This is a genomic window from Mesorhizobium sp. M0771 (assembly GCF_040320155.1).
In the GTDB taxonomy this organism is placed as follows: Bacteria; Pseudomonadota; Alphaproteobacteria; order Rhizobiales; family Rhizobiaceae; genus Mesorhizobium.
This window is the reverse complement of record NZ_JAMYPC010000013.1, coordinates 147,195-171,112: the sequence shown is the minus strand read 5'-3', so window position 1 is coordinate 171,112 and position 23,918 is coordinate 147,195. Positions and strand designations below refer to the sequence as shown.

General features: G+C 64.0%; 24 protein-coding genes, 1 pseudogene and 1 riboswitch. Of the genes and pseudogenes, 17 read left to right on the top strand and 8 right to left on the bottom strand.

Translation table 11 applies throughout. The annotated features are described in order from the left end of the window. Window positions 1-100: 100 nt before the first annotated feature. Window positions 101-302: riboswitch (cobalamin riboswitch) on the top strand. 117 nt (window positions 303-419) lie between these two features. The 8 genes from NKI05_RS20415 to NKI05_RS20380 all read left to right on the top strand — a co-directional run bounded on the left by NKI05_RS20415 (window position 420) and on the right by NKI05_RS20380 (window position 8,259). Beyond that, the gene (locus NKI05_RS20415; protein WP_023668884.1) at window positions 420-1,667 is read left to right on the top strand and encodes an aromatic ring-hydroxylating oxygenase subunit alpha; all 1,248 of its coding nucleotides are present in this window, start codon (window positions 420-422) and stop codon (window positions 1,665-1,667) included. 37 nt (window positions 1,668-1,704) lie between these two features. Continuing rightward, on the top strand, window positions 1,705-2,805 hold the full coding sequence (locus tag NKI05_RS20410; RefSeq protein WP_352793018.1) for an FAD-binding oxidoreductase: 1,101 nt from the start codon (window positions 1,705-1,707) through the stop codon (window positions 2,803-2,805). A gap of 161 nt (window positions 2,806-2,966) precedes the next feature. Continuing rightward, the gene (locus NKI05_RS20405) at window positions 2,967-3,389 is read left to right on the top strand and encodes a PqqD family protein (RefSeq protein ID WP_023696905.1); all 423 of its coding nucleotides are present in this window, start codon (window positions 2,967-2,969) and stop codon (window positions 3,387-3,389) included. 151 nt (window positions 3,390-3,540) lie between these two features. Further along, window positions 3,541-4,590: a serine kinase gene (locus NKI05_RS20400; protein WP_352793015.1), complete on the top strand. Its 1,050-nt coding sequence runs from the start codon at window positions 3,541-3,543 to the stop codon at window positions 4,588-4,590. Next, complete coding sequence (locus tag NKI05_RS20395; RefSeq protein ID WP_023745157.1) at window positions 4,587-5,330, top strand: glycosyltransferase family 2 protein; 744 nt, start codon at window positions 4,587-4,589, stop codon at window positions 5,328-5,330. The genes NKI05_RS20400 and NKI05_RS20395 overlap by 4 nt, the downstream gene beginning before the upstream one ends. A 33-nt stretch (window positions 5,331-5,363) precedes the next feature. Further along, complete coding sequence (locus NKI05_RS20390; protein WP_023684291.1) at window positions 5,364-6,116, top strand: glycosyltransferase family 2 protein; 753 nt, start codon at window positions 5,364-5,366, stop codon at window positions 6,114-6,116. Further along, window positions 6,101-6,793, top strand: a complete 693-nt coding sequence (locus NKI05_RS20385; RefSeq protein WP_245261955.1) for a glycosyltransferase family 2 protein — start codon at window positions 6,101-6,103, stop codon at window positions 6,791-6,793. Before NKI05_RS20390 ends, NKI05_RS20385 begins: the two co-directional genes overlap by 16 nt. Further along, window positions 6,793-8,259: a nucleotidyltransferase family protein gene (locus tag NKI05_RS20380; RefSeq protein WP_023816375.1), complete on the top strand. Its 1,467-nt coding sequence runs from the start codon at window positions 6,793-6,795 to the stop codon at window positions 8,257-8,259. Before NKI05_RS20385 ends, NKI05_RS20380 begins: the two co-directional genes overlap by 1 nt. Before the next feature lie 45 nt (window positions 8,260-8,304). Here the strand turns inward: NKI05_RS20380 and NKI05_RS20375 are convergent, their stop codons facing one another. The 6 genes and pseudogenes from NKI05_RS20375 to NKI05_RS20350 all read right to left on the bottom strand — a co-directional run bounded on the left by NKI05_RS20375 (window position 8,305) and on the right by NKI05_RS20350 (window position 12,831). After that, a complete protein-coding gene (locus NKI05_RS20375) occupies window positions 8,305-9,045 on the bottom strand; it encodes an FAD-binding oxidoreductase (RefSeq protein ID WP_023816374.1) in 741 nt (246 codons plus the stop codon). After that, window positions 9,042-9,653, bottom strand: coding sequence for a sulfite oxidase-like oxidoreductase (locus NKI05_RS20370; RefSeq protein WP_023684287.1), 612 nt, complete (start codon window positions 9,651-9,653; stop codon window positions 9,042-9,044). Before NKI05_RS20370 ends, NKI05_RS20375 begins: the two co-directional genes overlap by 4 nt. 134 nt (window positions 9,654-9,787) lie before the next feature. Beyond that, window positions 9,788-10,018 (bottom strand): annotated as a pseudogene (locus tag NKI05_RS20365) (PDZ domain-containing protein); the annotation flags it as partial. 15 nt (window positions 10,019-10,033) lie between these two features. Beyond that, entirely contained in the window at window positions 10,034-10,798 is a 765-nt protein-coding gene (locus NKI05_RS20360; RefSeq protein WP_031196287.1) for an MBL fold metallo-hydrolase, read from the bottom strand. Continuing rightward, on the bottom strand, window positions 10,798-11,964 hold the full coding sequence (locus tag NKI05_RS20355) for a diphosphate--fructose-6-phosphate 1-phosphotransferase (protein WP_023707783.1): 1,167 nt from the start codon (window positions 11,962-11,964) through the stop codon (window positions 10,798-10,800). The genes NKI05_RS20360 and NKI05_RS20355 overlap by 1 nt, the downstream gene beginning before the upstream one ends. Window positions 11,965-12,063: 99 nt before the next feature. Further along, window positions 12,064-12,831, bottom strand: coding sequence for a L,D-transpeptidase (locus NKI05_RS20350; protein ID WP_023668871.1), 768 nt, complete (start codon window positions 12,829-12,831; stop codon window positions 12,064-12,066). A gap of 229 nt (window positions 12,832-13,060) precedes the next feature. Here NKI05_RS20350 and NKI05_RS20345 point away from each other — a divergent pair, with 229 nt between their 5' ends. The 3 genes from NKI05_RS20345 to xylB all read left to right on the top strand — a co-directional run bounded on the left by NKI05_RS20345 (window position 13,061) and on the right by xylB (window position 16,570). Continuing rightward, window positions 13,061-13,684 carry a LysE family translocator gene (locus NKI05_RS20345; RefSeq protein WP_023696914.1) on the top strand — a complete coding sequence of 208 codons (624 nt, stop codon included), beginning with the start codon at window positions 13,061-13,063 and terminating at the stop codon, window positions 13,682-13,684. A 24-nt stretch (window positions 13,685-13,708) separates the two neighbouring features. Beyond that, window positions 13,709-15,034, top strand: a complete 1,326-nt coding sequence (locus NKI05_RS20340) for a tetratricopeptide repeat protein (RefSeq protein WP_023703619.1) — start codon at window positions 13,709-13,711, stop codon at window positions 15,032-15,034. An 81-nt stretch (window positions 15,035-15,115) separates the two neighbouring features. After that, window positions 15,116-16,570 (top strand): xylulokinase, encoded by a 1,455-nt coding sequence (xylB, locus tag NKI05_RS20335; protein WP_352793010.1) that lies wholly within the window; start codon window positions 15,116-15,118, stop codon window positions 16,568-16,570. Window positions 16,571-16,761: 191 nt separating this feature from the next. Here the strand turns inward: xylB and NKI05_RS20330 are convergent, their stop codons facing one another. Next, window positions 16,762-17,124, bottom strand: coding sequence for a nuclear transport factor 2 family protein (locus NKI05_RS20330; RefSeq protein ID WP_023816372.1), 363 nt, complete (start codon window positions 17,122-17,124; stop codon window positions 16,762-16,764). A 113-nt stretch (window positions 17,125-17,237) separates the two neighbouring features. Between NKI05_RS20330 and xylA the strand changes: the two genes are divergently transcribed. Then, complete coding sequence (xylA, locus tag NKI05_RS20325; RefSeq protein WP_023816371.1) at window positions 17,238-18,563, top strand: xylose isomerase; 1,326 nt, start codon at window positions 17,238-17,240, stop codon at window positions 18,561-18,563. A gap of 205 nt (window positions 18,564-18,768) precedes the next feature. Continuing rightward, complete coding sequence (locus tag NKI05_RS20320; protein WP_023668865.1) at window positions 18,769-18,972, top strand: hypothetical protein; 204 nt, start codon at window positions 18,769-18,771, stop codon at window positions 18,970-18,972. A 61-nt stretch (window positions 18,973-19,033) separates the two neighbouring features. Here NKI05_RS20320 and NKI05_RS20315 read toward each other — a convergent pair whose 3' ends face one another. Then, a complete protein-coding gene (locus NKI05_RS20315; protein WP_023816370.1) occupies window positions 19,034-20,014 on the bottom strand; it encodes a GlxA family transcriptional regulator in 981 nt (326 codons plus the stop codon). 76 nt (window positions 20,015-20,090) lie between these two features. On the opposite strand from NKI05_RS20315, the gene bcoG reads away from it, so the two are divergent. The 4 genes from bcoG to NKI05_RS20295 are packed head-to-tail and all read left to right on the top strand — an operon-like array spanning window position 20,091 to window position 23,917. Next, on the top strand, window positions 20,091-21,014 hold the full coding sequence (gene bcoG / locus NKI05_RS20310) for a 3-dehydrocarnitine:acetyl-CoA trimethylamine transferase BcoG (protein ID WP_023736238.1): 924 nt from the start codon (window positions 20,091-20,093) through the stop codon (window positions 21,012-21,014). Window positions 21,015-21,027: 13 nt separating this feature from the next. After that, window positions 21,028-21,651 (top strand): HD domain-containing protein, encoded by a 624-nt coding sequence (locus NKI05_RS20305; protein ID WP_023736237.1) that lies wholly within the window; start codon window positions 21,028-21,030, stop codon window positions 21,649-21,651. A 2-nt stretch (window positions 21,652-21,653) separates the two neighbouring features. Then, a complete protein-coding gene (locus tag NKI05_RS20300; RefSeq protein WP_023696920.1) occupies window positions 21,654-22,748 on the top strand; it encodes a carnitine 3-dehydrogenase in 1,095 nt (364 codons plus the stop codon). A 5-nt stretch (window positions 22,749-22,753) separates the two neighbouring features. Next, a complete protein-coding gene (locus NKI05_RS20295; RefSeq protein WP_023736236.1) occupies window positions 22,754-23,917 on the top strand; it encodes an acyl-CoA dehydrogenase family protein in 1,164 nt (387 codons plus the stop codon). Window position 23,918: the final 1 nt, after the last annotated feature.

Below are 23,918 nucleotides of genomic sequence, written 5' to 3'. Positions count from 1 at the left end.
GGATCTCAGCCCTTCGGTGGTCGGCGGGGCGTATGCCGCGCGTGTCGCGCCGCATGGATATGATGTCGCTTTCATGCCGACGTCGCGATCGCTGCCGTGATTAGATGATCGCATCTCAGGTGCCGCTTCGTGACGACGCAGCGGAGAATTGGGAAGCCGGTCAGAATCCGGCGCTGCCCCCGCAACGGTGGTGGAGTTGAAGTCGCAACGGGAGACCACTGGGCAGCAGCCTGGGAAGGTGTCGCGATGGTCCGCAAGGACAACTCCAGAGCCCGGAAACCAGCCCGAGATGCATAGACTCGACTGATCGCGGTGGGCGGTCAAGAGGTGGATAGTGCATGTCCGGCGCCGCGCCGGCCTGCGTCCGATCCTTCCTCCATCACCACCAAGTTCAGTCCTTAAACCACGAGGACAGAACTATGGATACGCGCAACGACATGCTGAGGCTCCTGAACGGCCGCAAGCAAGGCTTTTCGCTGGAACAGCCCTTCTACACCGACCCGGACTATTTCAAGCTCGACATGGAGCTTATCTGGTATCGCGACTGGCTGTTCATCGGCCATGATTGCGAACTGCCGAAGCCCGGCAGCTATATCACCGTGCAGATCGGCGATTATCCGGTGGTGCTGGTCCGCGACCAGAAGGGCAACATCAACGCCTTTCACAATTCCTGCCGCCATCGCGGCAGCCGTGTCTGCAACACTGAGAAGGGCATGGCGGCAAAGCTTGTCTGCCCCTATCACCAGTGGACCTACGAGCTTGACGGCCGGCTGCTGTTTGCCCGCCAGATGGCCGACGGTTTCGACAAGAGCCAGTTCGGCCTGAAGCCCGTCGCCTGCGAGAGCGTCGGCGGCTACATCTTCATCTGCCTGGCAAAAGAACCTGCCGACTTTGCCCCGATGCGCGCCATGATAGAGCCCTACCTCAAGCCGCACCGGCTGAATGAAGCCAAGGTCGCCTTCGAGAGCACCATCATCGAGAAGGGCAACTGGAAGCTGGTCTGGGAAAACAACCGCGAATGCTATCACTGCGCCGGCAATCATCCAGAGCTGTGCAAGACATTCCCCGAAGCGCCGACGGTGACCGGCGTGCAGGGCGCCGACAGCGATCCGGAGATGCTGGCGCACTGGGCGAAATGCGAGGCGGCGGGCCTGCCGAGCAAGTTCCGCATCGATCCGGCCGGGCAATACCGCGCCACCCGCGCGCCGCTGCTGCGCGATGCCGTCAGCTACACGATGTCCGGAAAGCGCGCGGTGACGAAGAACCTGTCCGACACTGTTGCCGCCGACCGCATCGGCACCTTGATGCACTACCACTATCCGACGACCTGGAACCACATACTGATCGACCATGCGGTCACCTTCCGGGTGCTGCCGATCAGCGCCACCGAAACCGCGGTGACGACCAAGTGGCTGGTGCACAAGGATGCGGTCGAGGGGGTCGACTACAACCTTGAGGAGCTCACCCATGTCTGGACCGAGACCAACGACCAGGACCGCCGCATCGTCGAGGAAAACGCCTTTGGCATCCTGTCTCCGGCCTATGAGCCCGGCCCCTATTCGGAGCTGCACGAGGGCGGCGTGATCCAGTTCGTCGAATGGTACGCGGCCTTCATCGGCCCGCGCCTTGCCGAAGGCGGCCGGCCGGCGCTACGCAGCGTCGCGTGAGCTGGAGCAGGCGAAGAGGGACCAGAGGATGAATGCGATGACGGATCTTGGGCTCTATCGCCATCTTGACCAGATGGCGCCGTGGAACGATAGGCTGCAGGTGCTGGAAGTGATCGGCGTCAGCGACGAGGCGCCCGACGTCAAGACCTTCACCTTCCGCTCCGACAACCAGACCTGGTTCCGCTACAAGCCGGGCCAGTTCCTGACGCTGGAACTGCCGACACCGGACGGGCCGCTGATGCGCACCTACACGCTGTCGTCGTCGCCATCGCGGCCGTTTTCGATCGCGGTGACGATCAAGGCGCAGGCCGGCAGCATCGGCACGCGCTGGATGTTCGACCATCTGGTGCCCGGTTCGCATGTCAAGGCCTACGGACCGGCCGGCGACTTCTCGTTGCACAGCCACCCGGCGGCCAAATACCTGTTCATTTCCGCCGGCTCCGGCGTGACGCCGATGATGTCGATGCTGCGCTGGCTGAACGACTGCGCGCCATGGACCGATGTCGGTTTCGTCAACTGCGCGCGGCGTGCCGAAGAGATCATCTTCCGCAAGGAACTCGAACTGCTCGGCGGCCATATGCCCGGCCTGTCGCTCGGCTTCATGATCGAGGAACGTTCCAGCCGCGAAGGCTGGTACGGCCATATGGGCCGCATCGATGCGATCCGGCTGCCCTTGCTGGCTCCGGACTTCCGCGAGCGCGAAATCTTCTGCTGCGGCCCCGATCCGTTCATGCGCGCCGTGCGCGGCATGCTGGATGCCGCCGGCTTCGACATGACGAAATACCATCAGGAGAGCTTTGCCGCGCCTGTGGTGGAGGAAATTCCGGCGCCGTTTGCCTCCCCGGTCGAGGACGGCATCGCTGTACCTGTCGAAGCCGTGACGCCGATCCGCTTCTCGCTTTCGGAGGTCGACGCCGGCTGCGTCGCCGGCCAGACCGTGCTGCAGACCGCGCGCAGCTCGGGCGTGCGGATTCCCGCCGCCTGCGAGTTCGGCCTGTGCGGCACCTGCAAGGTGAAGAAGGTCTCCGGCGAAGTCGAGATGAGCCACAATGGCGGCATCCTCGACCACGAGATCGATGACGGTTTTATCCTTGCCTGCTGCTCGAAACCATTGTCGGCGCTCGAAATCGAGGCTTGAGCCGGTCGACTTCGCCGCAACGGTCGCCGACGCAGGCGTTGTATTCGCGGGTCTTTGTCTTGCCAACCAACGGCCAAGTGATTTAGACGCACTTAGGAAGGGCTTGGCAGACCGTGAAGCCGGCGCATCCCTTCAGGGCGCATGGGACGGGGGACAGAGCGATGCAACAGCGGGTCTACGCGGTCGCAAGCAAGGACATCGTTTTCGAATCATTCGATGGCGAAGCCGTCGTTCTCGATCTTTCGAACGGCAAGTATTTCGGCTTTTCCGATTCCGGCAGCCGGGTCTGGCAGGCTTTGTCGTCCGGCGTCGCCACTGAAGCGCTGGTCGGAGCTGCCGCGGGCGCCGCAAAAATAAGCCTGGCCGACCTCGAAAGCTTCGTTGCCCGACTGCTCGATTTCGGGTTGCTTGCGCCAGCCGAAACACCGGCACAACCGCTTTCGGGCGAGCTGTCGTCTGCGCTTGCTGCCAGCAATGAGCCGCTCAAGGTCGATGTCCATGACGACCTTGCCGATCTCATCATTGTCGACCCGATCCATGAGGTCGAGGAACCTCTCGGCTGGCCGGCGGTGAAACAGGCATAATCGTTTCCCTAAAGCGCGTCGCGTTTGAAGGACTCAGGCGACGCGGTTTAGATCTTTTATTTTATGCATGTCGTCGTCTCAAAACCGGGGCCACCCCGAGCGACATGCATCAGGCGACCCGGCGCAATTCTGGACGCTGAACAACCAACACATGCCTTTGATCACGCTGCAAACCCTGCCGGATTATGCCCGCCATGTGCTGGCGGCCGCGGAAAGCGCCGCCGCATTCTATCCCGTTACCGCCAGCGTGCGGTTGCCGGGACTGGAGCTGAGTGTCCACCTCGACCATGGCACGCTGGCGGAAGCCATGAGCCATGCCTTCATACCGGCCCCGGAAAATCCGTCTGCATCTGACGGCTGCCGCATTTTCGTCGCCCACCCGGGCATCGATGGCGTCCTCGCCCCGGCCACCTGGGGCCGAGGCGATTACAACCATCATGCCTTTGCCAACCGGCTGGAAGAGGTCGGATTGCGCGGCAGCTACTATCATGACCTCGATTTCTGGCAGTTCCATGACCCGCAACGCCATGTCGGGGCGCAGCTGATGATGGCGGCCGAGGCCTTTCCGCCATGGGAACAGGCGGCGCCCCTGCGCGCCTTCCTGCATTGGGAATATGCGGCGCGCGGCATGCGGCTTACCCATGCCGGCACGCTGGGCATCGATGGCAAGGGCGTGTTGCTGGCGGGCTCCGGGGGAGCCGGAAAATCGGGAACAGTCGTCGCCGGCCTGCTCAATGGGCTCGATAGCGTCGGCGACGACTATGTGCTGATCGACCGGACCGGGGGGGTGACGGCCTATCCGCTGTTTGCCACGCTCAAGCAGGATCCGGAGGGCTTCAAGCGGCTGAAGCTGGAGGAGCGGCTAAAGTCGTACCAACCGCTGAACTGGCAAGGCAAGCATGCCTTTCACATCGACGAGATCGCGCCTCGACCAACTCCTCCAAGTCTGGACATTATTGCTTTGATAGTGCCCCATATCAGGGGAGGTGCGAGAAGCTCGGTCATGCCCATATCGCGCAAGGATGCCATGATCGCCCTGGCGCCGTCAGGAATCGTGCAGATGCCGGGCGAGCGGGAAGCGGGCTTTCGCTTTTTCAGCGAGCTTACCCGCGATCTGCCATGCTACCGGCTGTCGCTGGGGACCGAGCCGCGCGAGATCGCCGGCACGATTGCGGATTTCGTCCTTCGGGGCTCCGCATGAAGTTGAGCGTCATCGTGCCGGTCTGCAATCGGGAGATCTATGTCGTTTCGACGTTGCGGTCCCTGCTCAGGCAACGCGACGATGCCGATCTCGATATCATCGTTGTCGACGATGGCTCGACGGACAGCTCCGTTGAAGCAGTCCGCGCCATCATGCGGGAAGCGTCGTGCATCCGCCTGTTCCAGCAGGCAAACCAGGGCGTGGCCAACGCGCGCAACACAGGGCTGAGGCAGTTGCTGCCGCAAACCGAACTGGTGTCGTTCCTGGATTCGGACGACGTCTCGCCGGCTGGACGATTCAAGGCTGGCCTACCCCTGTTCGCGGCCGACCCTGCGCTCGAGCTGACCTACTCGCTGATGACGCGCGTCGATCTCATGGACGACGAAGCCCTGCAGCCGGCACGGGGCGGCGCAGGTCCCACCGTGCGCGGCGTCAGCCTTAGCGCCGGGATATTCCGCAGGGCACTCATCGACCGTACAGGTGCTTTCGACGAGGAGTTCCGGCAGGGCGAAGACGCCGACTATCTGCTGCGCATTTTCGAAACCAGCCCAAAGCACATTTTTCCCGACACCGTCGCGGTATACTACCGGCGCCACCCCGGCAATTTGACCAAGCAAAGGGATGTGGCGGTGCGCGAATATCTACGTGTAATTCAGAAATCCTTGCGGCGGCGCAAGGCCGATCCGTCGCGGCGCCCGGTCGAGGGGCTTTTCGAGATCAAGCGCCCGGCAGAGTGGTGAAAGAATGAACAGATCACAGCCTGGAATGCGTGCGTGAAGCTGAGCGTGATCATGCCGGTCTACAACCGCGAACGCCATGTCGGCTCGGCGCTGCGCTCGCTGCTGAGGCAGCGCGATGCCGCCGATCTCGACATCATCGTTATCGATGACGGTTCGACCGACAGTTCGGTGGCGGTCGTGCGCTCGCTGATCGCGGAGGCGCCGTGCATTCGCCTTTTCCAGCAGCAGAATGCCGGGGTGACGCGGGCACGCAACGCGGGCTTGCGGCAATTGCTGCCGCAGACCGGGCTGGTATCGTTTCTCGATTCCGACGACATTTCCCCGCCGGGCCGCTTCAAGGCGGATCTGGCCTGTTTCGACGCAGACCCCACCCTCGAGCTCACCTATTCGCGCATGACGCTGGTCGACGACATAGATGACGATACGCTGGAGCCGACAGCCGACAGCCACTCGGTGACGGTTCGCGGCATTCACCTGTCTCCCGCTATCTTCGTCCGGCGGTTGGTCGAACGCATCGGCAGCTTCGACGAGGATTTCCACCAGGCCGAGGACACCGACTATCTGCTGCGCACTTTCGAAAGCGGGCCGAAATTCACGATGCCCGACACTGTTGCGCTCTATTACCGGCGCCATCCCGGCAACATGACCAGGCAGGCCGATGTTCCTTTTCGCGAATTCATGCGCGCCGTCTACAAGTCGATGAAACGGCGCGAGGCCGACCGCTCCTTGCACCCTGTCGACGGCATCTTCGATTTCAAGGAACTTGCGAATTGGCGTTTCCTGTGATGGCCAGCTACGGCGTCGTCATTCCGGCCTTCAACGCGACCGCCACCATCGCCGAGACGCTGCGATCGGTCGCGGCCCAGACGGTCCAGCCCGACGCCATAATCGTAGTCGATGACGGCTCGACCGACGATACGGTCGCGGTGGTCAATGCGCTGGGCATGCCGGTGCGGGTGTTGCGCCAGGACAATGCCGGACCAGGCAGCGCCACCACCAGGGGCATCGCCGCGCTGGCGACGCCCTTCGTCGCCACGCTCGATGCGGACGATCTGTGGCTGCCGACCAAGATCGAAAGGCAGCTGGAGCATTTCGAGCGGTTTCCCGCGACGGCAGGCGTCTTTGCCCACTGGCGGACGTTTCGCGATGACAAGCCCGATGTGCAACAGGACGTGGCGGTGGCGGGCTGGTCGCGCACGACGATGATGATCCGCCGGGAGGTGGCCGAGGCCGTCGGTCCGATCATCGACCCGCAAGGCGGTCGCGGCGACATGGTCGACTGGATCGCCCGTGCCCGTGAGGCGGGCTTTGCGCTTGCCATGCTCGACGATGTCCTGACCTTGCGCCGCATCCGGCCCGACAGCATGTCCTATGGACGCGACCCCGTGCGCGACCGCGGTTATGTCGAAGTCGTAAGGCTGGCCATGCAAAGGCGAGCAGCGAAAAAGGCGAGCGCCGACTGATGGCCAATGCCATGCGCCGTATCGGCCGTCGGTTTCCGGACTATGGTTGGTCATGGCCCACTGGCGGCCTAGACCAGTTGCTGAAGGCCGCATTGCTCCCCGATGAAGAGGCGGCCGGGGGCTATGCGGCGCGCTGGCTCGATGAGAACGACATCGACCATGCTGCCTTCCGAGAGCATCGGCTGCTGGCCGCGATCTCCGACAAGTTCGGCCGCAAGCTCGCTGGGCATCCGGCCTATCCACGTCTTGTCGGCCTGCAAAAGATGCTGTGGACCAAATCGCGGCTGGCTGCGCGCGAGGCCGAGCCGGCGCTACAGGCCATGATCGACGCCGGCTGCGCGGTGATGCTTATCAAAGGCGCCAGCCGCATCGCCGTCAACGCGTCGGCGCAGCGCGGCCGGGTGGCGCATGACATCGACATGCTGGTGCGCCCGCAGGCCATGATTGCCGCCTTCGATGTGCTTAGCGAACGCGACTGGCAGATCGCCACCGGCGTCAGTCCGCAATATCTGCGCACCAGGCTGGCGTCCTTGCGTTCGATGAATTTTTTCAAGGGCAGTTTCGGCGACATCGACCTGCACCAGCTCGCTTATGACGGGTCGCAGCAAAGCGCGGAAGATGATCTGGCGATCTGGCAGCGGGCGCTGTCAGCCGATTTCAATGGCGTCCGCGTGCTTGTTCCCTCTCCGGCCGACCGCATGGCGCTCGCCATCGCACATGGCGGCCTCGATGCCCACACCCACAGCGACTGGCTGGTCGACTGTGCGGTCGCCATCGAGAGTGGCGCAGTCGACTGGGGCGTGTTCGCCGACGTCGTCGCCAAGCGGGGCCTCGCCGTCGCCGCGGCGGTGGCGCTCTCCTATCTCTGCCTGGAGATCGGCATCGCGGTGCCGGAGGCCGAACTTGCAAAGACGATTGAGTTGGCCGACCGCGCCGGCCTGTCGCGCTGGTCCTCGGTGCTGCAGGCCAAGCCGCGCACCGATTTCGGCGGCCTCGTTTGGCTGTCGCGAGGCTTTGCCAAGCAGTTGCGCCTCAAACGCAAGAAGGGCCGCCTGCAGCAGCCGACGCCCGCCGTCTGGCGCGGCAGGCCGACATTGCGCAAGGCAAGAGCGACGCCGGAACCGTTCGCGCTTTCCCAGCCCCTGCCGCGTCCGGACAGGACTGGAGAGATGGTGCTGGACGTCACCGTCAGGATCGTCGTTCCACCAATCCGGCGCCGCATCGAGATGGAAATCAATGCCGGCGGCGGCCATGTCGCCCGCCTGCGTTCCATGGTGATCAGCCGCGCCGGCGGCGGACGTGTGCTGCGCTTTCGCGGCAAGGTAACGGTGGACGACACCGGCCGGCCTCTGGTGATCGAGGCACGGCCATCGCGCCAGTTCCGCAACTGGGACAATGAGGCCGAAGTCGCCGCCTATGGCGCGCTGCCGTTCCAATTGCTGTCGGCAAGGTTTTCACCCGCCTGAGAGCGGGTGGCTGTTTCCATGAAACGGTGAACCACTGTGGCCCTCTCAGACGCCATAGCGCTCGGTGCGGATGATTTCCGCTGGTATGCCGGCGTCGATCAGCGCCTGGGCAGCCGCCGAGACGAAGGCGTTCGACCCGCAGACGAAGGCGAGCGCCGGCGGCCGCGGCAGCCGCGTGAGCGCCTGCATGACCATTGCCGTGTCGATGCGCCTCGAATAGTCGGACGGGCGCCGTGCCGCCTCGCGCGTCAGCGTAAGCACCAGCTCGAACCCGTCGCGGCGGTCACCGAGACCGATCAGCTCGTCGCGGAAGATCACCTCGTCCCAGACCCGCACCGAAAACATCAGCGCCACCGGCACCGCCGATTTGCGCAAGGTTCGATGCCGCACCATCGCCATCAGCGGCACCACGCCGGAGCCGCCGCCGACCAGAAGCAGCGGCCCGCCATCCCCATCGGACCAGACGAAATGGCCGCCGAGCGGCCCGCGCAGTTCGATCTCGTCACCGACCGCGGCGACGTCGTGGAAGAAGGGCGAGACTTCACCATCGTCGAGCTTCTCGATCGCCAGCTCGATCGTGGCGCCGCTCTCCGGCGCCGAGGCGATGGAATAGGAGCGGCGCGCCTGGTAGCCGTCAGGCGCCGTCAGCCTGACGTCGACATGCTGTCCGGCGCGATAGGCGAATGGCCGTGACAGCGCGAAAAAGAAACTGGTGACGCGTGGCGTCCGCTTTTCGATCCGGGTGATTTTCGCCGTCTGCCAGGGAGATTGCGGCGCTTCGCTCATGGATCGCCGCTATAGCGCTGCTCGCGCCACGGGTCGCCATAGATGTGATAGCCGCGCAATTCCCAGAAGCCCGGCTCGTCGCGCTCGGTGAACTGCAGCCCGTTCAGCCATTTAGCCGATTTCCAGAAATAGAGATGCGGCACCAGGAGCCGCGCCGGGCCGCCATGGTCGGCAGTGATTGGCTTGCCTTCATAAAGCAGCGCCACCATCGCCTTCCCCGCGGTGAGATCCTTGGCCGGCACGTTGGTGGTATAGCCGTCATAGCCATGCGCCAGCAGGAAGCCGGTCGGCGCTTCGATGCCTGCATCGGCAAGGATGTCGTCGACCAGCACGCCTTGCCAGGCGGTATCGAACTTGGTCCAGGCGGTAACGCAATGGATGTCGCGCGTCATCTTGGTCAAGGGCAGCGCGTTGAACTCGGCCCAGTTCCATTTCTTGATCGGGCGCGGCCCGTGCTTGAGCGTGAACGACCAGTCCTCGGTGCGCACGCGCGGCGTCGGCCCCGCCGACAGCACCGGAAAGCCCTGTTCGAGATACTGACCGGGCGGAATGCGCGCATCGGTCTCCGTCGGAGGCTTTCGACCGGAGGAAAAACCGCGAGTGACCATCGGACTGTCCGTTTTTAGCAGGCCATTGCCGGCCTGCCGTAATGTTCTCGAAGATGTCGCGGCGGGCAACAGGAATTTTGGCGGGGCCGTGCGGCAGGCCTGCCGATCGTTCAGCGAGCCCGCCGCATCATGACTCAACCGGCGGCGAAGGGTACGGCGACGAAGATTTGCGCGTCGCCCCGGTCGACCAAAAGCAGCACCGACTTCCGGCCCGATCTGCCGGCCTCGGCGATCGCCTGGTTGGCTTGCCGCGCATCCCGCACGGGCGACCGGTCGACGGCGACGATGACGTCGCCCGGCTGCAGGCCGGCATTGGCAGCTGCCTTGTCCGGATTGACGCGCTCGACCACGGCGCCACGCTGGTTCCAATCCCAATGTCGTCAGAGGCCTCCGGTGCGCCTGAGATAGGCTGTGGCGATCTCGCGCATCCGGTTGCCGTCGAAGCTCGGCCCATGGCCGCCATGGCCGAGGCGAACAGGCAGGTCAAGGAGCCGCTGCATGGTACGGCGATAATCAGGCCGGGAGGAATCCGGCAGGTCGTCGATCAGCGTGGAATCGTAGATGGCGTCGCCGGCAAAGAACAGGCCGTCTGCCTCGTCGAACAAAGCGATCGAATCCGGCGAATGTCCGGGCAGATGCAGGACGCGGAACTGCCGGTCGCCGAGGTCGACGATGTCGCCCTCGTCCAGCGTGCGCGTCAGCGGCGCCGGCGGAATCTTGTAGTCGGCCGCCGTCCAGCCCGGCGCCGGCAATTTCGAAACGGCGCCGTCGAGATTACAAAACATGTAGGCGTAGGTCACCTGATCGTTCATGGTCTCGAAATGCTCGGCACTGTGCCGCGGCCCGGCGCGCAGCGGAAACTCGTGCAGCGAGCCGACATGGTCGAGATGGATGTGGGTGGCGACAACGATGAGCGGCTTGCCCTCGGGCGTGTCGATCTCAGGCGCCAGCGGGCAGATGCCCATGCCGGTGTCGACCAGCAGGTCGGCGTCGCGTCCCCTGAAATGCCAGATGTTGGCGCGCACGAAATCATGCACGAACGGCTCGGTCAGCATCGTCGTGCGGTCGTCGATGATCGTCTTGCCGAACCAGTCGCCGACAACGCGCTCGCCACCAAAACGGGTGCCGCCAAAACGGCCGCCCATCAGACGAAGGGCTTTCCCACCTTGTATTTTTCCGGCACCAGCCGCTTCAGGTAAGCCATGCCCGCTTCCGACAGCTGGTTGACATCGGGCTTCATGAAATCGTCGGGCATATGGCGCGTCTTGCCGGCGACGTTCTTCAGCGGCACCTTCTTCAGCAAGGTTTTCGTGCCGTCATATTGCAGCGCCACCGAGCCACCGCCTTCGCCGGCAACGGCAACCGCGAAGGCGCCGGCGTCGAAAGCCTCCTGCGCGTCGACGGCACTGATCGAGCCGACATAGCCGCGCGGCATGTAGCCAAGCGCATCGACGCGGGCGCGCTTGCCCGGCAGGCCTTCGGCGAGCGCACGTTCCAGAGCTGACGGCAGGTCGCTGCCCGACAGTTTGACGTTGCCATGCGCGTCGCGCTCGAGCTTGTCCGGCGGCACCAGGCTTTCGACCAGCGCCTTGCCGTCGGCGGTGCTGACACCTTCGGAGACGGCGACGATGCAGCGCTTGTGGCGGTCGAGCGTGGCGCGCACGTCGTCGATGAAACCGGCGGCGGAGAATGGCCGTTCCGGCACGTAGACGAGATGCGGGCCGCTGTCGGGATCGAGCTGCCAGGCTGCAGCCGCCGCGGTGAGGAAGCCGGCATGCCGGCCCATGACGATGCCGACATAGATGCCGGGCAATGCGCGGAAATCGAGATCGACGGACAGGAAGGCGCCGGCGACGAATTCGGCCGCCGAGATGAAGCCCGGCGTGTGGTCGTTTTCCTCGAGGTCGTTGTCGATGGTTTTTGGCGCATGGACGAAAGCGATGCTGCCGCCGGCGGCGTCGGTCAGGATCTGCTGCGTGCCCGACGTGTCGTTGCCACCGATGTAGATGAAAGCGTCGGCGCCGGCCTTCTTCAACCCGTTGAGGATGACTTCGCAATAGGCAGCGTCGGGCTTGTCGCGTGTCGAGCCGAGCGCGGCACTCGGCGTGCCGGCGATCAGCCGCAGCCGGTCCTCGGGGATGGCGGAGAGGTCGACATAGTTGCCGTCACGAATGCCGCGCACGCCGTGGAGCGAGCCCAGCACCTTGGCGCCGGGATGGCGCTTGCGGACTTCCAGCGTGGCCCCGACAACCGTCTGGTTGATGACGGCGGTCGGGCCGCCGCCCTGTGCGATGACAAACGTTCCAGCCATGCTCGATCTCTCCCGGCGCTGTGGTTTTCAAGGCACCTTGGCCTAGCTTGCCGCATCGCGCAACGGGAGTTTCCAGCGGCGCCAAACCGCCGCACAGGATCAGACGACCACGACCGGGTTCTTCTTGGAAACGCGGCTGTAGAGGTCGATGATATCCTGGTTGATCAGGCGCACGCAGCCCGACGACATCGCCTGGCCGATGCTCGCCCATTCCGGCGAACCGTGTATGCGGTAGCCGGTGTCCTTGCCGTCCTGGTAGATGTAAAGAGCGCGTGCGCCGAGCGGGTTGGTGAGGCCACCGGGCTGGCCGTTTTGCCACTTCACCAGTTCCGGCTTGCGCTGGATCATCTCCGGCGGCGGCGTCCAGGTCGGCCATTCCTTGCCGTACTGGATGTTGGCGCGGCCGGACCAGCGGAAGCCGTCCTTGCCGATGCCGACGCCGTAGCGGATGGCGTCGCCGCCCTCCTGCACCAGATAGAGCTTTCGCTCCTGCAGATGGACGACAATGGTGCCGGGCGCCTCGCCGGTCTCGTTGACGACGATCTGGCGGCGGAACTCCGGCTTGACCTTCTGATAGGGCACCGCCGGCACTTCGAAGCCGCCATCGTTGAGCGAAGCGTACATGACATCGGGGCCGGTGACGTTCTTGTCGACGCTGATCGCCGGACGGATCGGCCGCACCGAGCCGGTGACCGTGTCATCCAGCTGGAATTGCGGCAGCTCGAGCGTCGAAGTGCTGCAGCCGGCCATGCCGAGCAGCGTCATGGCGCCGGCCCCTGACAGGACGAAGCGGCGGGAATAGAGATGTTCGGTCTCGTTTGCGTCGCCATTTGCTGGCGGCGTCACATTCTGCGGCAACTCACGCATGCACCCAAACCCTACGCTGTCGGCGGGAAACACGGTCCGGCCGGATAGCAGGCAGTTTCGCCAAACATGGTTGAAAAAGGGTGAAGGCCCAACGACCGGTCTTAAGCCTGTGCCGCCAATAGCCGCAGCGATCTGGCGAAATGGTCCGCCGTGCATTTTTGGGAGAGGGCTCTTTACATTCCTCCGCACACGAGGATTTATCCTTTTCTTTGCGCTCAAGGAGACAAAGATGTCGTTCGAAAACTGGGCCGCCTTCGCCGCCGCCTCCACCGTCCTGCTCATCATTCCGGGCCCGACCATTCTTCTGGTCGTGTCCTATGCGCTGGGCCAGGGCTGGCGCACTGCCTTGCCGATGGCCGTCGGCGTGGCGCTGGGCGACTTCACCGCCATGACCCTGTCGATGCTGGGCATCGGCGCGCTGCTGGCCGCGTCGGCGACCGTGTTCACCATTCTGAAGCTGATCGGCGCCTGTTATCTGATCTATCTCGGGGTAAAACTGTTTCGCGCCGGCGGCGCGCTCAAAGCCGAACCACGCACAGATGCCGTCTCGGCCGCCAAGATGATGGCGCACGCCTGGCTGGTCACCGCACTCAACCCGAAGAGCATCACCTTCTTCGTCGCCTTCCTGCCGCAGTTCCTCAACCGGGAAGCCGATTTCTGGACACAGATGCTGATCTTCGAAGCGACCTTCCTGGCGCTCGCCTTCGCCAATGCCTTCGGCTACGCGCTGATCGCGGCGCGCGCCCGCAACGTAGTACGCAACCCCAAGGCGATCCGCATCTTCAACCGCACCGGCGGCACGCTGCTGGTCGGCGCCGGCATCGCCACGGTGGCGATGCGCTCGGGCAATTAGGAACTGCGGAGCATCAGGGCCGATATGGCAGTAAGAGATCCATTCGGCCTAATGTTTTCGGGCGCGACCGAGGCCGGGTTTTCACCCTACAGCCAGGCCGTGCATGAATTGCAATGCTTCGTCGGCGACCCGGTCGGCTCCGTTGACCGCGCCATATCGGCGGATCCCGGTTTCGTCATGGCGCATGTCTTCAAGGGGTATCTGTTCGGCCTCGCCACCGAACGCGAGGCAACGGCGGTCGCCCAGGCATGCCATGCTGCGGCACTGCCGCTTGCCGCGACGCCGCGCGAACAGGCGCATGTGGCGGCCCTTGGCCACCTTGCCGCGGGACGCTGGCATGACGCCGCGCGCCTGCTCGAAGATATCGCCATCGACAACCCGCTCGACGCGGTGGCGTTGCAGGTCGGCCACCAGATCGACTTCTTCACCGGCAATGCCCGCATGCTGCGCGACCGTATCGGCCGCGCGCTGCCGTCCTGGCAGAGCGGCATGCCAGGTTACCACGCCATTCTCGGTATGCAGGCCTTCGGTCTGGAGGAGATGGGCGACTATATCAGAGCCGAAAGTTTCGGCCGACAGGCGATCGAGATCGAGCCGCGAGACGGCTGGGCGCAGCATGCGGTCGCCCATGTCATGGAGATGCAGAGCCGGCAACGGGACGGCATCGCCTGGATGCGCGCCAACCCCGAGGCGTGGACCAAAGAAAGCTTCCTGCAGGTGCATAATTGGTGGCATCTCGCGCTGTTCCACTACGATCTCGGCGAGACCGATGAGGTGCTCAAACTCTATGACGGGCCGATCTATGGCGAGCGTTCGACGCTGGCGCTGAACATGGTCGACGCTTCCGCGATCCTGTGGCGGCTTTATCTCGGCGGTGCCGATGTCGGCGACCGCTGGGCAGCGCTCGCTGCCAACTGGGCGCCGAAGGCTGGAGCCGGCAATTACGCCTTCAACGATGCGCATGCGATGATGGCATTTGTCGGCACCGGGCTGGAAGGGCCGGCCAAGATCTTGCTCGAAGCCCAGCACGAGGCGATGCGCGGCAGCGACGACAACGCCGCCTTTACCCGGGATGTCGGCCAGCCACTGACGGAAGGCATCAAGGCATTCGGCGAGGGCAATTACAGCGAAGCGGTGCGCCTGATTCGACCGATCCGCGCCATTGCCCATCGCTTTGGCGGCAGCCACGCCCAGCGCGATGTGATTGATCTCACGCTGATCGAGGCGGCGTTGCGCGCCGGTGACCCAGCGCTTGCCCGGGCGTTGACGGCCGAGCGCGCACTGGCCCGGCCGGACAGTCCGCTTTCGGCGCTGTTTTCGCAACGCGCCGCCAATTTGTCAGAGAATTGACCCGCGGCGGATCTTGTTTTAAAAAATGGCAAGCCAGATTTTTTCGAGACCCGAAAAAATTAATGGCAATGGGAGGAATGCATGTATCTCGGCCTCGATCTCGGCACGTCGGGCGTCAAGGCGCTGTTGATCGATGCCGGGCAGAAGATCATCGGCTCCGGCCATGCTTCGCTTGACGTATCGCGGCCGCATCCCGGCTGGTCCGAACAAAACCCCACGGACTGGATCCGCGCCTGCGAGACGGCCATTGCCGAGCTGAAAGCCTCGCACCCGAAAGAGCTTGCCGCGGTCAAGGGCATCGGCCTTTCCGGCCATATGCATGGCGCCACCTTGCTCGATGCCGGCGACCAGGTGCTGCGCCCCTGCATTCTGTGGAATGATACGCGCAGCCACGCTGAGGCCGCGGCGCTCGATGCCGACCCGCGCTTTCGCCAACTCACCGGGAATATCGTCTTCCCCGGCTTCACGGCGCCGAAACTCGCCTGGGTGAAGAACAATGAGCCCTCCGTCTTCGCCAAAGTGGCGAAGGTGCTTTTGCCGAAGGATTTCCTGCGGCTGTCGCTGACCGGCGAGCATATCTCAGAAATGTCCGACTCGGCCGGCACCTCCTGGCTCGATGTCGGCAAACGGCGCTGGTCCCCCGAGTTGCTTGCGGCGACATCGCTCGACGAAAGGCAGATGCCGTCGCTGGTCGAAGGCACGGAGAAGGCCGGAGCCTTGCGCGCCGAACTGGCCGCCAGCTGGGGCATAGCATCGGGCACCCCGGTTGCCGGCGGCGCCGGCGACAATGCTGCTTCGGCCTGCGGCATGGGCACGGTCGGCGCCGGCCACGCTTTTGTGTCGCTGGGCACATCTGGCGTGCTGTTTGCCGCCAACGCTTCCTACCTGCCCAATCCGGCAAGTGCGGTCCACACCTTCTGCCATGCCCTGCCCAACACTTGGCACCAGATGGGGGTCATCCTGTCTGCGACCGACTCGCTGAACTGGCTGTCGGAGATTTCAGGCAAGAAGGCCGGCGAATTGACCGCCGAACTTGGCGATGTGCTGAAAGCGCCGAGCGGGGTGTCGTTCCTGCCCTATCTCTCGGGCGAGCGCACGCCGCACAATGATTCCGCCATTCGTGGGTCCTTCACCGGACTGGCGCATGAATCCGGCCGCGCAGTGCTGACGCAGGCCGTGCTAGAAGGCGTCGCCTTCGCCTTCCGAGACAGTCTCGAAGCCTTGAAGACGGCGGGCACGATCTTGACGCGGGTGACGGCGATCGGCGGCGGCTCGCGCTCGCGCTACTGGCTGAAGGCGATCGCCACGGCGCTGCAGGTGCCGGTGGACATTCCGGCCGACGGCGATTTCGGCGCGGCGTTTGGGGCGGCAAGGCTTGGGCTGATCGCTGCAATCGGAGCCGATCCGCTGGCGGTGTGTACGGCGCCGAGGACGGATGCGACGATCGAACCGGATGTCCCGCTTGGCGGGGCGTATGCCGATGCCTATCAGCGCTACCGGGCGCTGTATCCGGCGATCAAGGGCGCCATGGCGTGAGTGAGCGCGAGGCACCCCCCTCTGCCCTGCCGGGCATCTCCCCCGCAAGGGGGGAGATCGGCAGCGTCGGCGGGTATGCCAGTCTTGTAAGGTGGGTGATTAGCGAAGGCGTGGATGCCAGCCAATCTCCCCCCTTGCGGGGGAGATGCCCGGCAGGGCAGAGGGGGGTGTCTCGCGCCACCCTTAATCGATCACTGCGCCGACACCTTGTCGAGAAACCCGGTGACGCTCTTCAGACGGCCGTTCTCGATAACACCGATATCGGTGCCTTCGATAACCGACGGCACGCCTTCCGGCCCAAGATTCCACGAGAAGCGGATGCGGTCGCCAAACCCGTCCGGCTGGCCCTTCAGCGAGAACCGGAAGCCGGCGAAGCGCTGCTGTACACCGTCGATCAGCTTGGCTACGCCGGCATGGCCGTCGCCTTGCATCAGCGGATCGCGGTAGCTGACGTCTTCCGTGAAGGTGGCCTTGAGCAGTTCGGCGCGGCGATCCGCATCGGCCTCGTTCCAGGCGGTGATGTAGTTCTGGGCGATCGTGTTGAGGTCGGTCATGGTCTGTCTCCTTCGTTGAGTGGCTTTGACACGAGCCTTTTCACCCCGAGCGAGAGCGAAACCAATTACGCCTGAGGTAATCAGGGCGAACTATTCGAGAGAGGACAGAAATCATGAGCAGCGGATTTTTCGGCGACATCAAAGCGATCAAGTATGAGGGGCCGGATTCGACCAATCCGCTGGCCTACCGCTTCTACAATCCCGACGAGGTGGTGGCCGGCAAACGGCTGGAAGACCATCTGCGCTTCGCCGTCGCCTACTGGCATTCTTTCGCCTGGCCGGGCGGCGATCCCTTTGGCGGCCAGACCTTCGACCGGCCCTGGTTTCCCAAGGCTGGCGGCGTCGACACGATGGAAATGGCCAAGCTGAAAGCCGACGTCGCCTTCGAGATGTTCTCGCTGCTCGGCGCGCCCTATTTCTGCTTCCACGACGCCGACGTGCGGCCGGAAGGCAAGGATTTCTCCGAAAGTGCCGCGCGGCTCGACGAGATCGCCGACTATTTTGCCGCCAAGATGAAGAAGACCGGCGTCAAACTGCTCTGGGGCACGGCCAACCTGTTCTCCAACCGCCGCTTCATGTCGGGCGCCGCCACCAATCCCGATCCGGATGTCTTCGCCTATGCGGCGGCGACGGTGAAAAGCTGCATCGACGTCACGAAGCGGCTGAAGGGCGAGAATTATGTACTGTGGGGCGGGCGCGAGGGCTATGAAACGCTGCTCAACACCGATCTTGCCCGCGAGCAGGAGCAGGCTGGGCGCTTCCTCAGTCTCGTCGTCGACTACAAGCACAAGATCGGCTTCAAAGGCACGATCCTGATCGAGCCGAAGCCGCAGGAGCCGACCAAGCATCAGTACGACTACGACGTTGCCACGGTCTACGGCTTCCTCAAGCGCTTCGGGCTGGAGAAGGAAGTGAAGCTGAACATCGAGCAGGGCCACGCGATTCTTGCCGGCCATTCCTTCGAGCACGAGCTGGCGCTGGCCAATGCGCTCGGCGTCTTCGGCTCGATCGACATGAACCGCAACGACTACCAGTCGGGCTGGGACACCGACCAGTTCCCCAACAATGTGCCCGAGATGGCGCTGGCCTATTACCAGGTGTTGCAGGCCGGCGGCTTCAAGACCGGCGGCACCAATTTCGACGCCAAGCTGCGCCGCCAGTCGCTCGACCCGCAGGACCTGCTGATCGGCCATATCGGCGGCATGGATTCCTGCGCACGAGGCCTCAAGGCAGCCGCCAAGATGGTCGAGGACAAGGCGCTGTCGGGTCCGCTGGCCGAGCGCTATGCCGGTTGGAACACGGCCGAGGGCAAGGCGATGCTGTCGGGCAAGCGCTCGCTGGAAGACATCGCCGAGCGCGTGGTGAAGAAGAAGATCGAGCCGCAGCCACGCTCCGGCCGCCAGGAGTTGCTGGAAAACATCGTCAACCGCTACGTCTGAGGGCGGAAAGCCGATTCGTTGTGCTCAAGGGTGGCTGGATAACATTCCGGCCGCCCCGGAATGGGGTTTGCGCAAGACCCTATCCGAGGACAAAGGTTTGCCCTTTGGCGCCCCTCAATGACCTCGCTCTTGCCTTCAAACTGCCGTCACGTATCTCGTATAAGGATGCGGTTGTGGCGGGTGAAAAGGAAGGAGGCGAACCGATATGCAGCATGAACGCGAAATCGACGCCCTGCTCTCATCCGGCGAGACCGGATCGATCATCGACCGGCTGATGGCGCTGCCGCGGCCGACCGACAGCGTGAAAAACGAATGGGATCGTGCTGTCAGCAGCCGATTTGAAGTCCGTCTGGCGAGGCAGATGCGCTCGCAGATGGACGCCGGCAGCGATCGACAGAACGCAGCCTGATCTCCCTTTGTCTGTGCATGTCGTAATCCCAAAACCGCGACACACTTTTGGGCGACATGCATCAACCTCGGCGCAGCCTGACCGGGGCTTCGCCGAACGCTCTTGAAAACGCTCTGGAAAATGCCGCGGCGGACGAGAACCCCGTCCGCCCGGCAATATCCGCCATGGCGATCCGCGTGTCGACCACCAGCCGCCGCGCCGCGCCCAGCCGCAGCCTGAGATAATATGCGCCCGGCGTCTCGCCGATCGACTTGCGAAAAATGCTCTCCAATGTCCGCGCCGTCACCCCGGCGCGTTTTGCCACCGCGTCGATGGTCAGCGGCTGGTCGACATGCGATTCCATCAGCCGGATAGCCTGCGCCAGACGCGGGTCGTAGCCGTCGAGCCGGCCGAGCGAGACCAGCGGCTGCGCGTCGGTCGCGGCGCGCGCCTGGTCGTAGATGAAGACGCTGGCGACATCGAGCGCGACGGCCATGCCGAGCCGGGTGCGGATCAGATGCAGCATCAGGTCGAAGGTCGGCGACGCCCCGCCCGAGGTGAACACCGGTCCGTCGATGACGTAGCGGTCCGGACGCACGTCGACGCCGGGAAAGGCGGAGGAAAAATCCTCCATGTCTTCCCAATGGGTGGTGGCGCTGCGGCCTTCGAGGAGGCCGGCGCGCGCCACCAGCCATGTGCCGGCCTCGACGCCGCCGCAGGCGCGAGCCGCGCGGGCCGCTCGCCGCAATCCGGGAAGCAGAGCCGATGTGGCGTAATTCTGGGTGCCGAAGCCGGCGACGACGACAAGCACGTCGGTCGGCTCGGCCGCATCGAAGCGGCCCCTGACCGCCACCGGCAGGCCGCATGTGGTGACCGGCGCCTCGCCGGTGACCGAGACCAGTTTGAAATCGAACAGCGTCTCGCCTGAGATGCGGTTGGCGGCGCGCAGCGGGTCGACGGCCGACGCCACGCACATGATGGACGAGCCTGAAAACACCAGCAGCGTCACCTTGAGCGGCGATCGCTCAGCGCGAAAGATGGTCGGTTTTTCGCTTTTGATCATGAGAGCTTCGTAAATCGCAAAACAGTTTCCGGCAAGTCGGGCATTGTTGGGTCTGTTTCTATGGGAGGAGATGTCCATGCCGCTCGCGATGAACCGTGAGGTTTTCATTACCTGTGCCGTGACCGGGTCCGGCGGCTCGCAGGACCGCTCCCCGCATGTGCCACGCTCGCCCAAGCAGATCGCCGATTCTGCCATCGACGCGGCCAAGGCCGGTGCCGCCATCGTCCACTGCCATGTCCGCGACCCCGAGACCGGCAAGCCGCGCCGCGATGTCCATCTCTACCGCGAAGTGACGGACCGCATCCGCGCGGCAGAAGTCGATGTGATCCTGAACCTGACCGCCGGAATGGGCGGCGACATGGTGTTCGGCTCACCGGAAGCGCCGCTGCCGCTCAATAAAAAAGGCACCGACATGGGCGGCGCCACCAACCGCCTGGAACATGTGCGCCAGTGCCTGCCGGAAATCTGCACGCTGGATTGCGGCACCATGAACTTCGCCGAGGCCGATTATGTCATGACCAACACGCCCGGCATGCTGCGCGCCATGGGCGGCATGATGACGGCGCTCGGCGTCAAGCCGGAGATCGAAGCTTTCGATACCGGTCACCTCTGGTTCGCCAAGCAGCTGGTCGAAGAGAAAGTGCTCAACGCCGACGCGCTGGTGCAGCTCTGCATGGGCGTGCCGTGGGGTGCGCCAGACGACCTCAACACCTTCATGGCCATGGTTAACAACGTGCCGCCGACCTGGAACTGGTCGGCCTTCGCCATCGGCCGCAACCAGATGGCCTATGCAGCCGCTGCAGTGCTCGCCGGCGGCAATGTCCGCGTCGGTCTCGAAGACAATCTCTGGCTCGACAAGGGCGTGCTGGCCACCAATGCGCAGCTCGTCGAGCGCGCGGCCAGCATAGTCATCAATCTCGGCGCCAGGATCCTTGGGCCAGAGGAAGTGCGCAGGAAGCTCAACCTGACCAAGCGGGCGCCGATCGCAGCGGCGGCTTAAGCGGAGATTGACGATGGCTACCGTCAAATTCACCGCGATGAAGGATGGCGACAGGCAAGACTACGAGTTCCTAACCGCCCATGAGATCGACTATGCCGCCAAGACCGGCGAGCGGCTGCTCGACGCTTTGGTGCAGCTCGACGAAGGCCTGTCCGGCTACAAGATCACCCGGCTCGGCCATTCGCTGCAGGCGGCGACTCGTGCCTGGCGCGACGGCGCCGACACCGACTGGATCGCCTGCGCGCTGCTGCACGACATCGGCGACATCTACGCACCGTACAATCACGACGAATACGCCGCCTCGATCCTGAAACCTTTCGTGCGCGAGCAATGCACCTGGGTGGTGGAAAAGCATGGCGACTTCCAGCGGCTCTATTACGCGCATCATCTCGGCGGCAACCGCCATGCTCGCGACCGCTTCGCCGGCCATGCCTATTTCGACGATTGCGACCAGTTTTGCGAACGCTGGGACCAGTCGAGCTTCGACCCGGACTACGACACGCTGCCGATCGAATTCTTCTGGCCCTTCGTGCTCGAAGTATTCGCCCGCAAGGCCTACGACCCCTCCGTGATCCGCTCCGGCGAGCGCGTGCCTCTCATCGACCCCGAAACCGCCAAGACAAGAACCGGAGCCTGACCATGAGCATCATCAACAAGGCAGCCGCCATTGGCGGCGGTGTCATTGGCGCCGGCTGGGTGGCGCGGCTGCTGCTCAACGGCATCGACGTGTCGATCTTCGATCCCGATCCGGAGGCATCGCGCAAGGTCTCGGAAGTGATGAAGGGCGCGCGCCGCGCCTACAAGCAGATGGTTCCAGGCGGCCTGCCCAGGGAAGGCAGACTGACCTTTGCCAAGACCATCGCCGAGGCGGTGGCCGACGCCGATTTCATCCAGGAGAGCGTGCCGGAGCGGCTCGACCTCAAACACCGCGTGCTGGCCGAGATCGACCTTTATGCGCCGGCGAACGCCATAGTCGGCTCGTCTACCTCCGGCATCAAGCCGACCGACATGCAGGTCGCGATGAAGAAGCATCCGGAGCGTCTGGTTGTCGGACATCCCTTCAACCCGGTCTACCTGCTGCCGCTGGTCGAGATCGTCGGCGGCGAGCAGACGTTCCCCGAAGCGATCGAGGTTGCCAAGGAAATCTATGCCTCGATCGGCATGAAGCCGGTGGTGATCCGTAAGGAGATCGAGGCCTTTGTCGGCGACCGCCTGCTGGAGGCGGCGTGGCGCGAGGCGCTGTGGCTGATCAAGGACGGCATCTGCACGGTCGAGGAACTCGACGACATCATGCGCTATGGCTTCGGCCTGCGCTGGGCTCAGATGGGCATGTTCCAGGTCTACCGCGTCGCCGGCGGCGAGGCCGGCATGCGCCACTTTATGGCGCAGTTCGGGCCGTGCCTGAAATGGCCGTGGACCAAGCTGATGGACGTCCCGGAGTTCAACGACGAGCTGGTTGATCTGATCGCCACCCAGTCGGACGACCAGGCGCATGGCCTGTCGATCCGTGAGCTGGAAAAGATCCGCGACGACAATCTGGTCGCGATTATGGATGCTCTGTCGAAACAGAACAAAGGCAAGGGCTGGGGCGCCGGCGCCTTGCACAAGGACTATACCAGGCAATTGGCCAAGCTGGCGGCGAAGAAGCCGGCCGCATCCAGGGCCGCCGAGAAGTCCAAGGCATCCAAGCCGGTAAAGAAGGCGGAAAAACCGAAGAAAAAGAAGAAGGGCTGAAGACCATGGATTTCGGGCTGTCGGAGGAACAGAAGCTCATTGTCGAGACGACGCGCGCTTTCGTCGAGAACGAGCTTTACCCGCATGAACGCGAGGTCGAGCGCACCGGCGTGCTGCGCCGCGAGCTGATCGAGGAGATCAAGGTCAAGGCAATCGAAGCGGGGCTCTATGCGGCCAACATGCCGGCCGATGTCGGTGGCGCCGGCCTCGATACGGTGACTTGGCTGCTCTACGAGAAGGAACTCGGCCGCGCCAACTATGCGCTGCACTGGACCTGCGTCGCGCGCCCCTCCAACATCCTGCTCGCCGGCACGCCCGAGCAGCGCGAAAAGTACCTGTTCCCGTGCATCCGCGGCGAGAAGTGGGACTGCCTGGCGATGACCGAGCCCGGCGCCGGCTCCGACCTGCGAGGCATGAAGGCGACCGCGGTGCAGGACGGCGACGACTGGGTCCTTAACGGCACCAAGCATTTCATCTCCCATGCCGATCTCGCCGATTTCGCGATTTGTTTTATGGCTTCGGGCGAGGAAGAAACGCCGCGCGGCAAGCGCAAGAAGATCACCGCCTTCTTCGTCGACAAGGGCACCAGGGGGTTCACCGTGCGCGACGGCTACCGCAACGTCTCGCATCGCGGCTACACCAATGCCATCCTCGAATTCGACGATTGCCGCCTGCCGGGAGCCCAAGTTCTCGGCGAAGTGCACAAGGGTTTCGACGTCGCTAATTCCTGGCTCGGCGCCACGCGCCTGCAGGTCGGCGCCACCTGCCTCGGCCGCGCCGAGCGGGCGCTCGGTCATGCCATCGAATATTCGGCGCAGCGCCAGCAGTTCGGCCAGCAGATTGGCAAGTTCCAGGGCGTGTCGTTCAAGCTCGCCGACATGGCGACGGAATTGAAGGCGGCGGACCTGATGGTGTTCGAAGCCGGCTGGAAGTACGATCAGGGCACCGTCACCGATCAGGACATGGCCATGGCGAAGCTGAAGGCTACCGAAATGCTCGCCTTCGTTGCCGACGAAGCCGTCCAGATCCATGGTGGCATGGGGCTGATGGACGACCTGCCGTTGGAACGCATCTGGCGCGACGCCCGCGTCGAGCGCATCTGGGAAGGGACATCGGAAATCCAGCGCCACATCATTTCGCGGGCGCTGCTGCGCCCGTTCGGGGCATAAC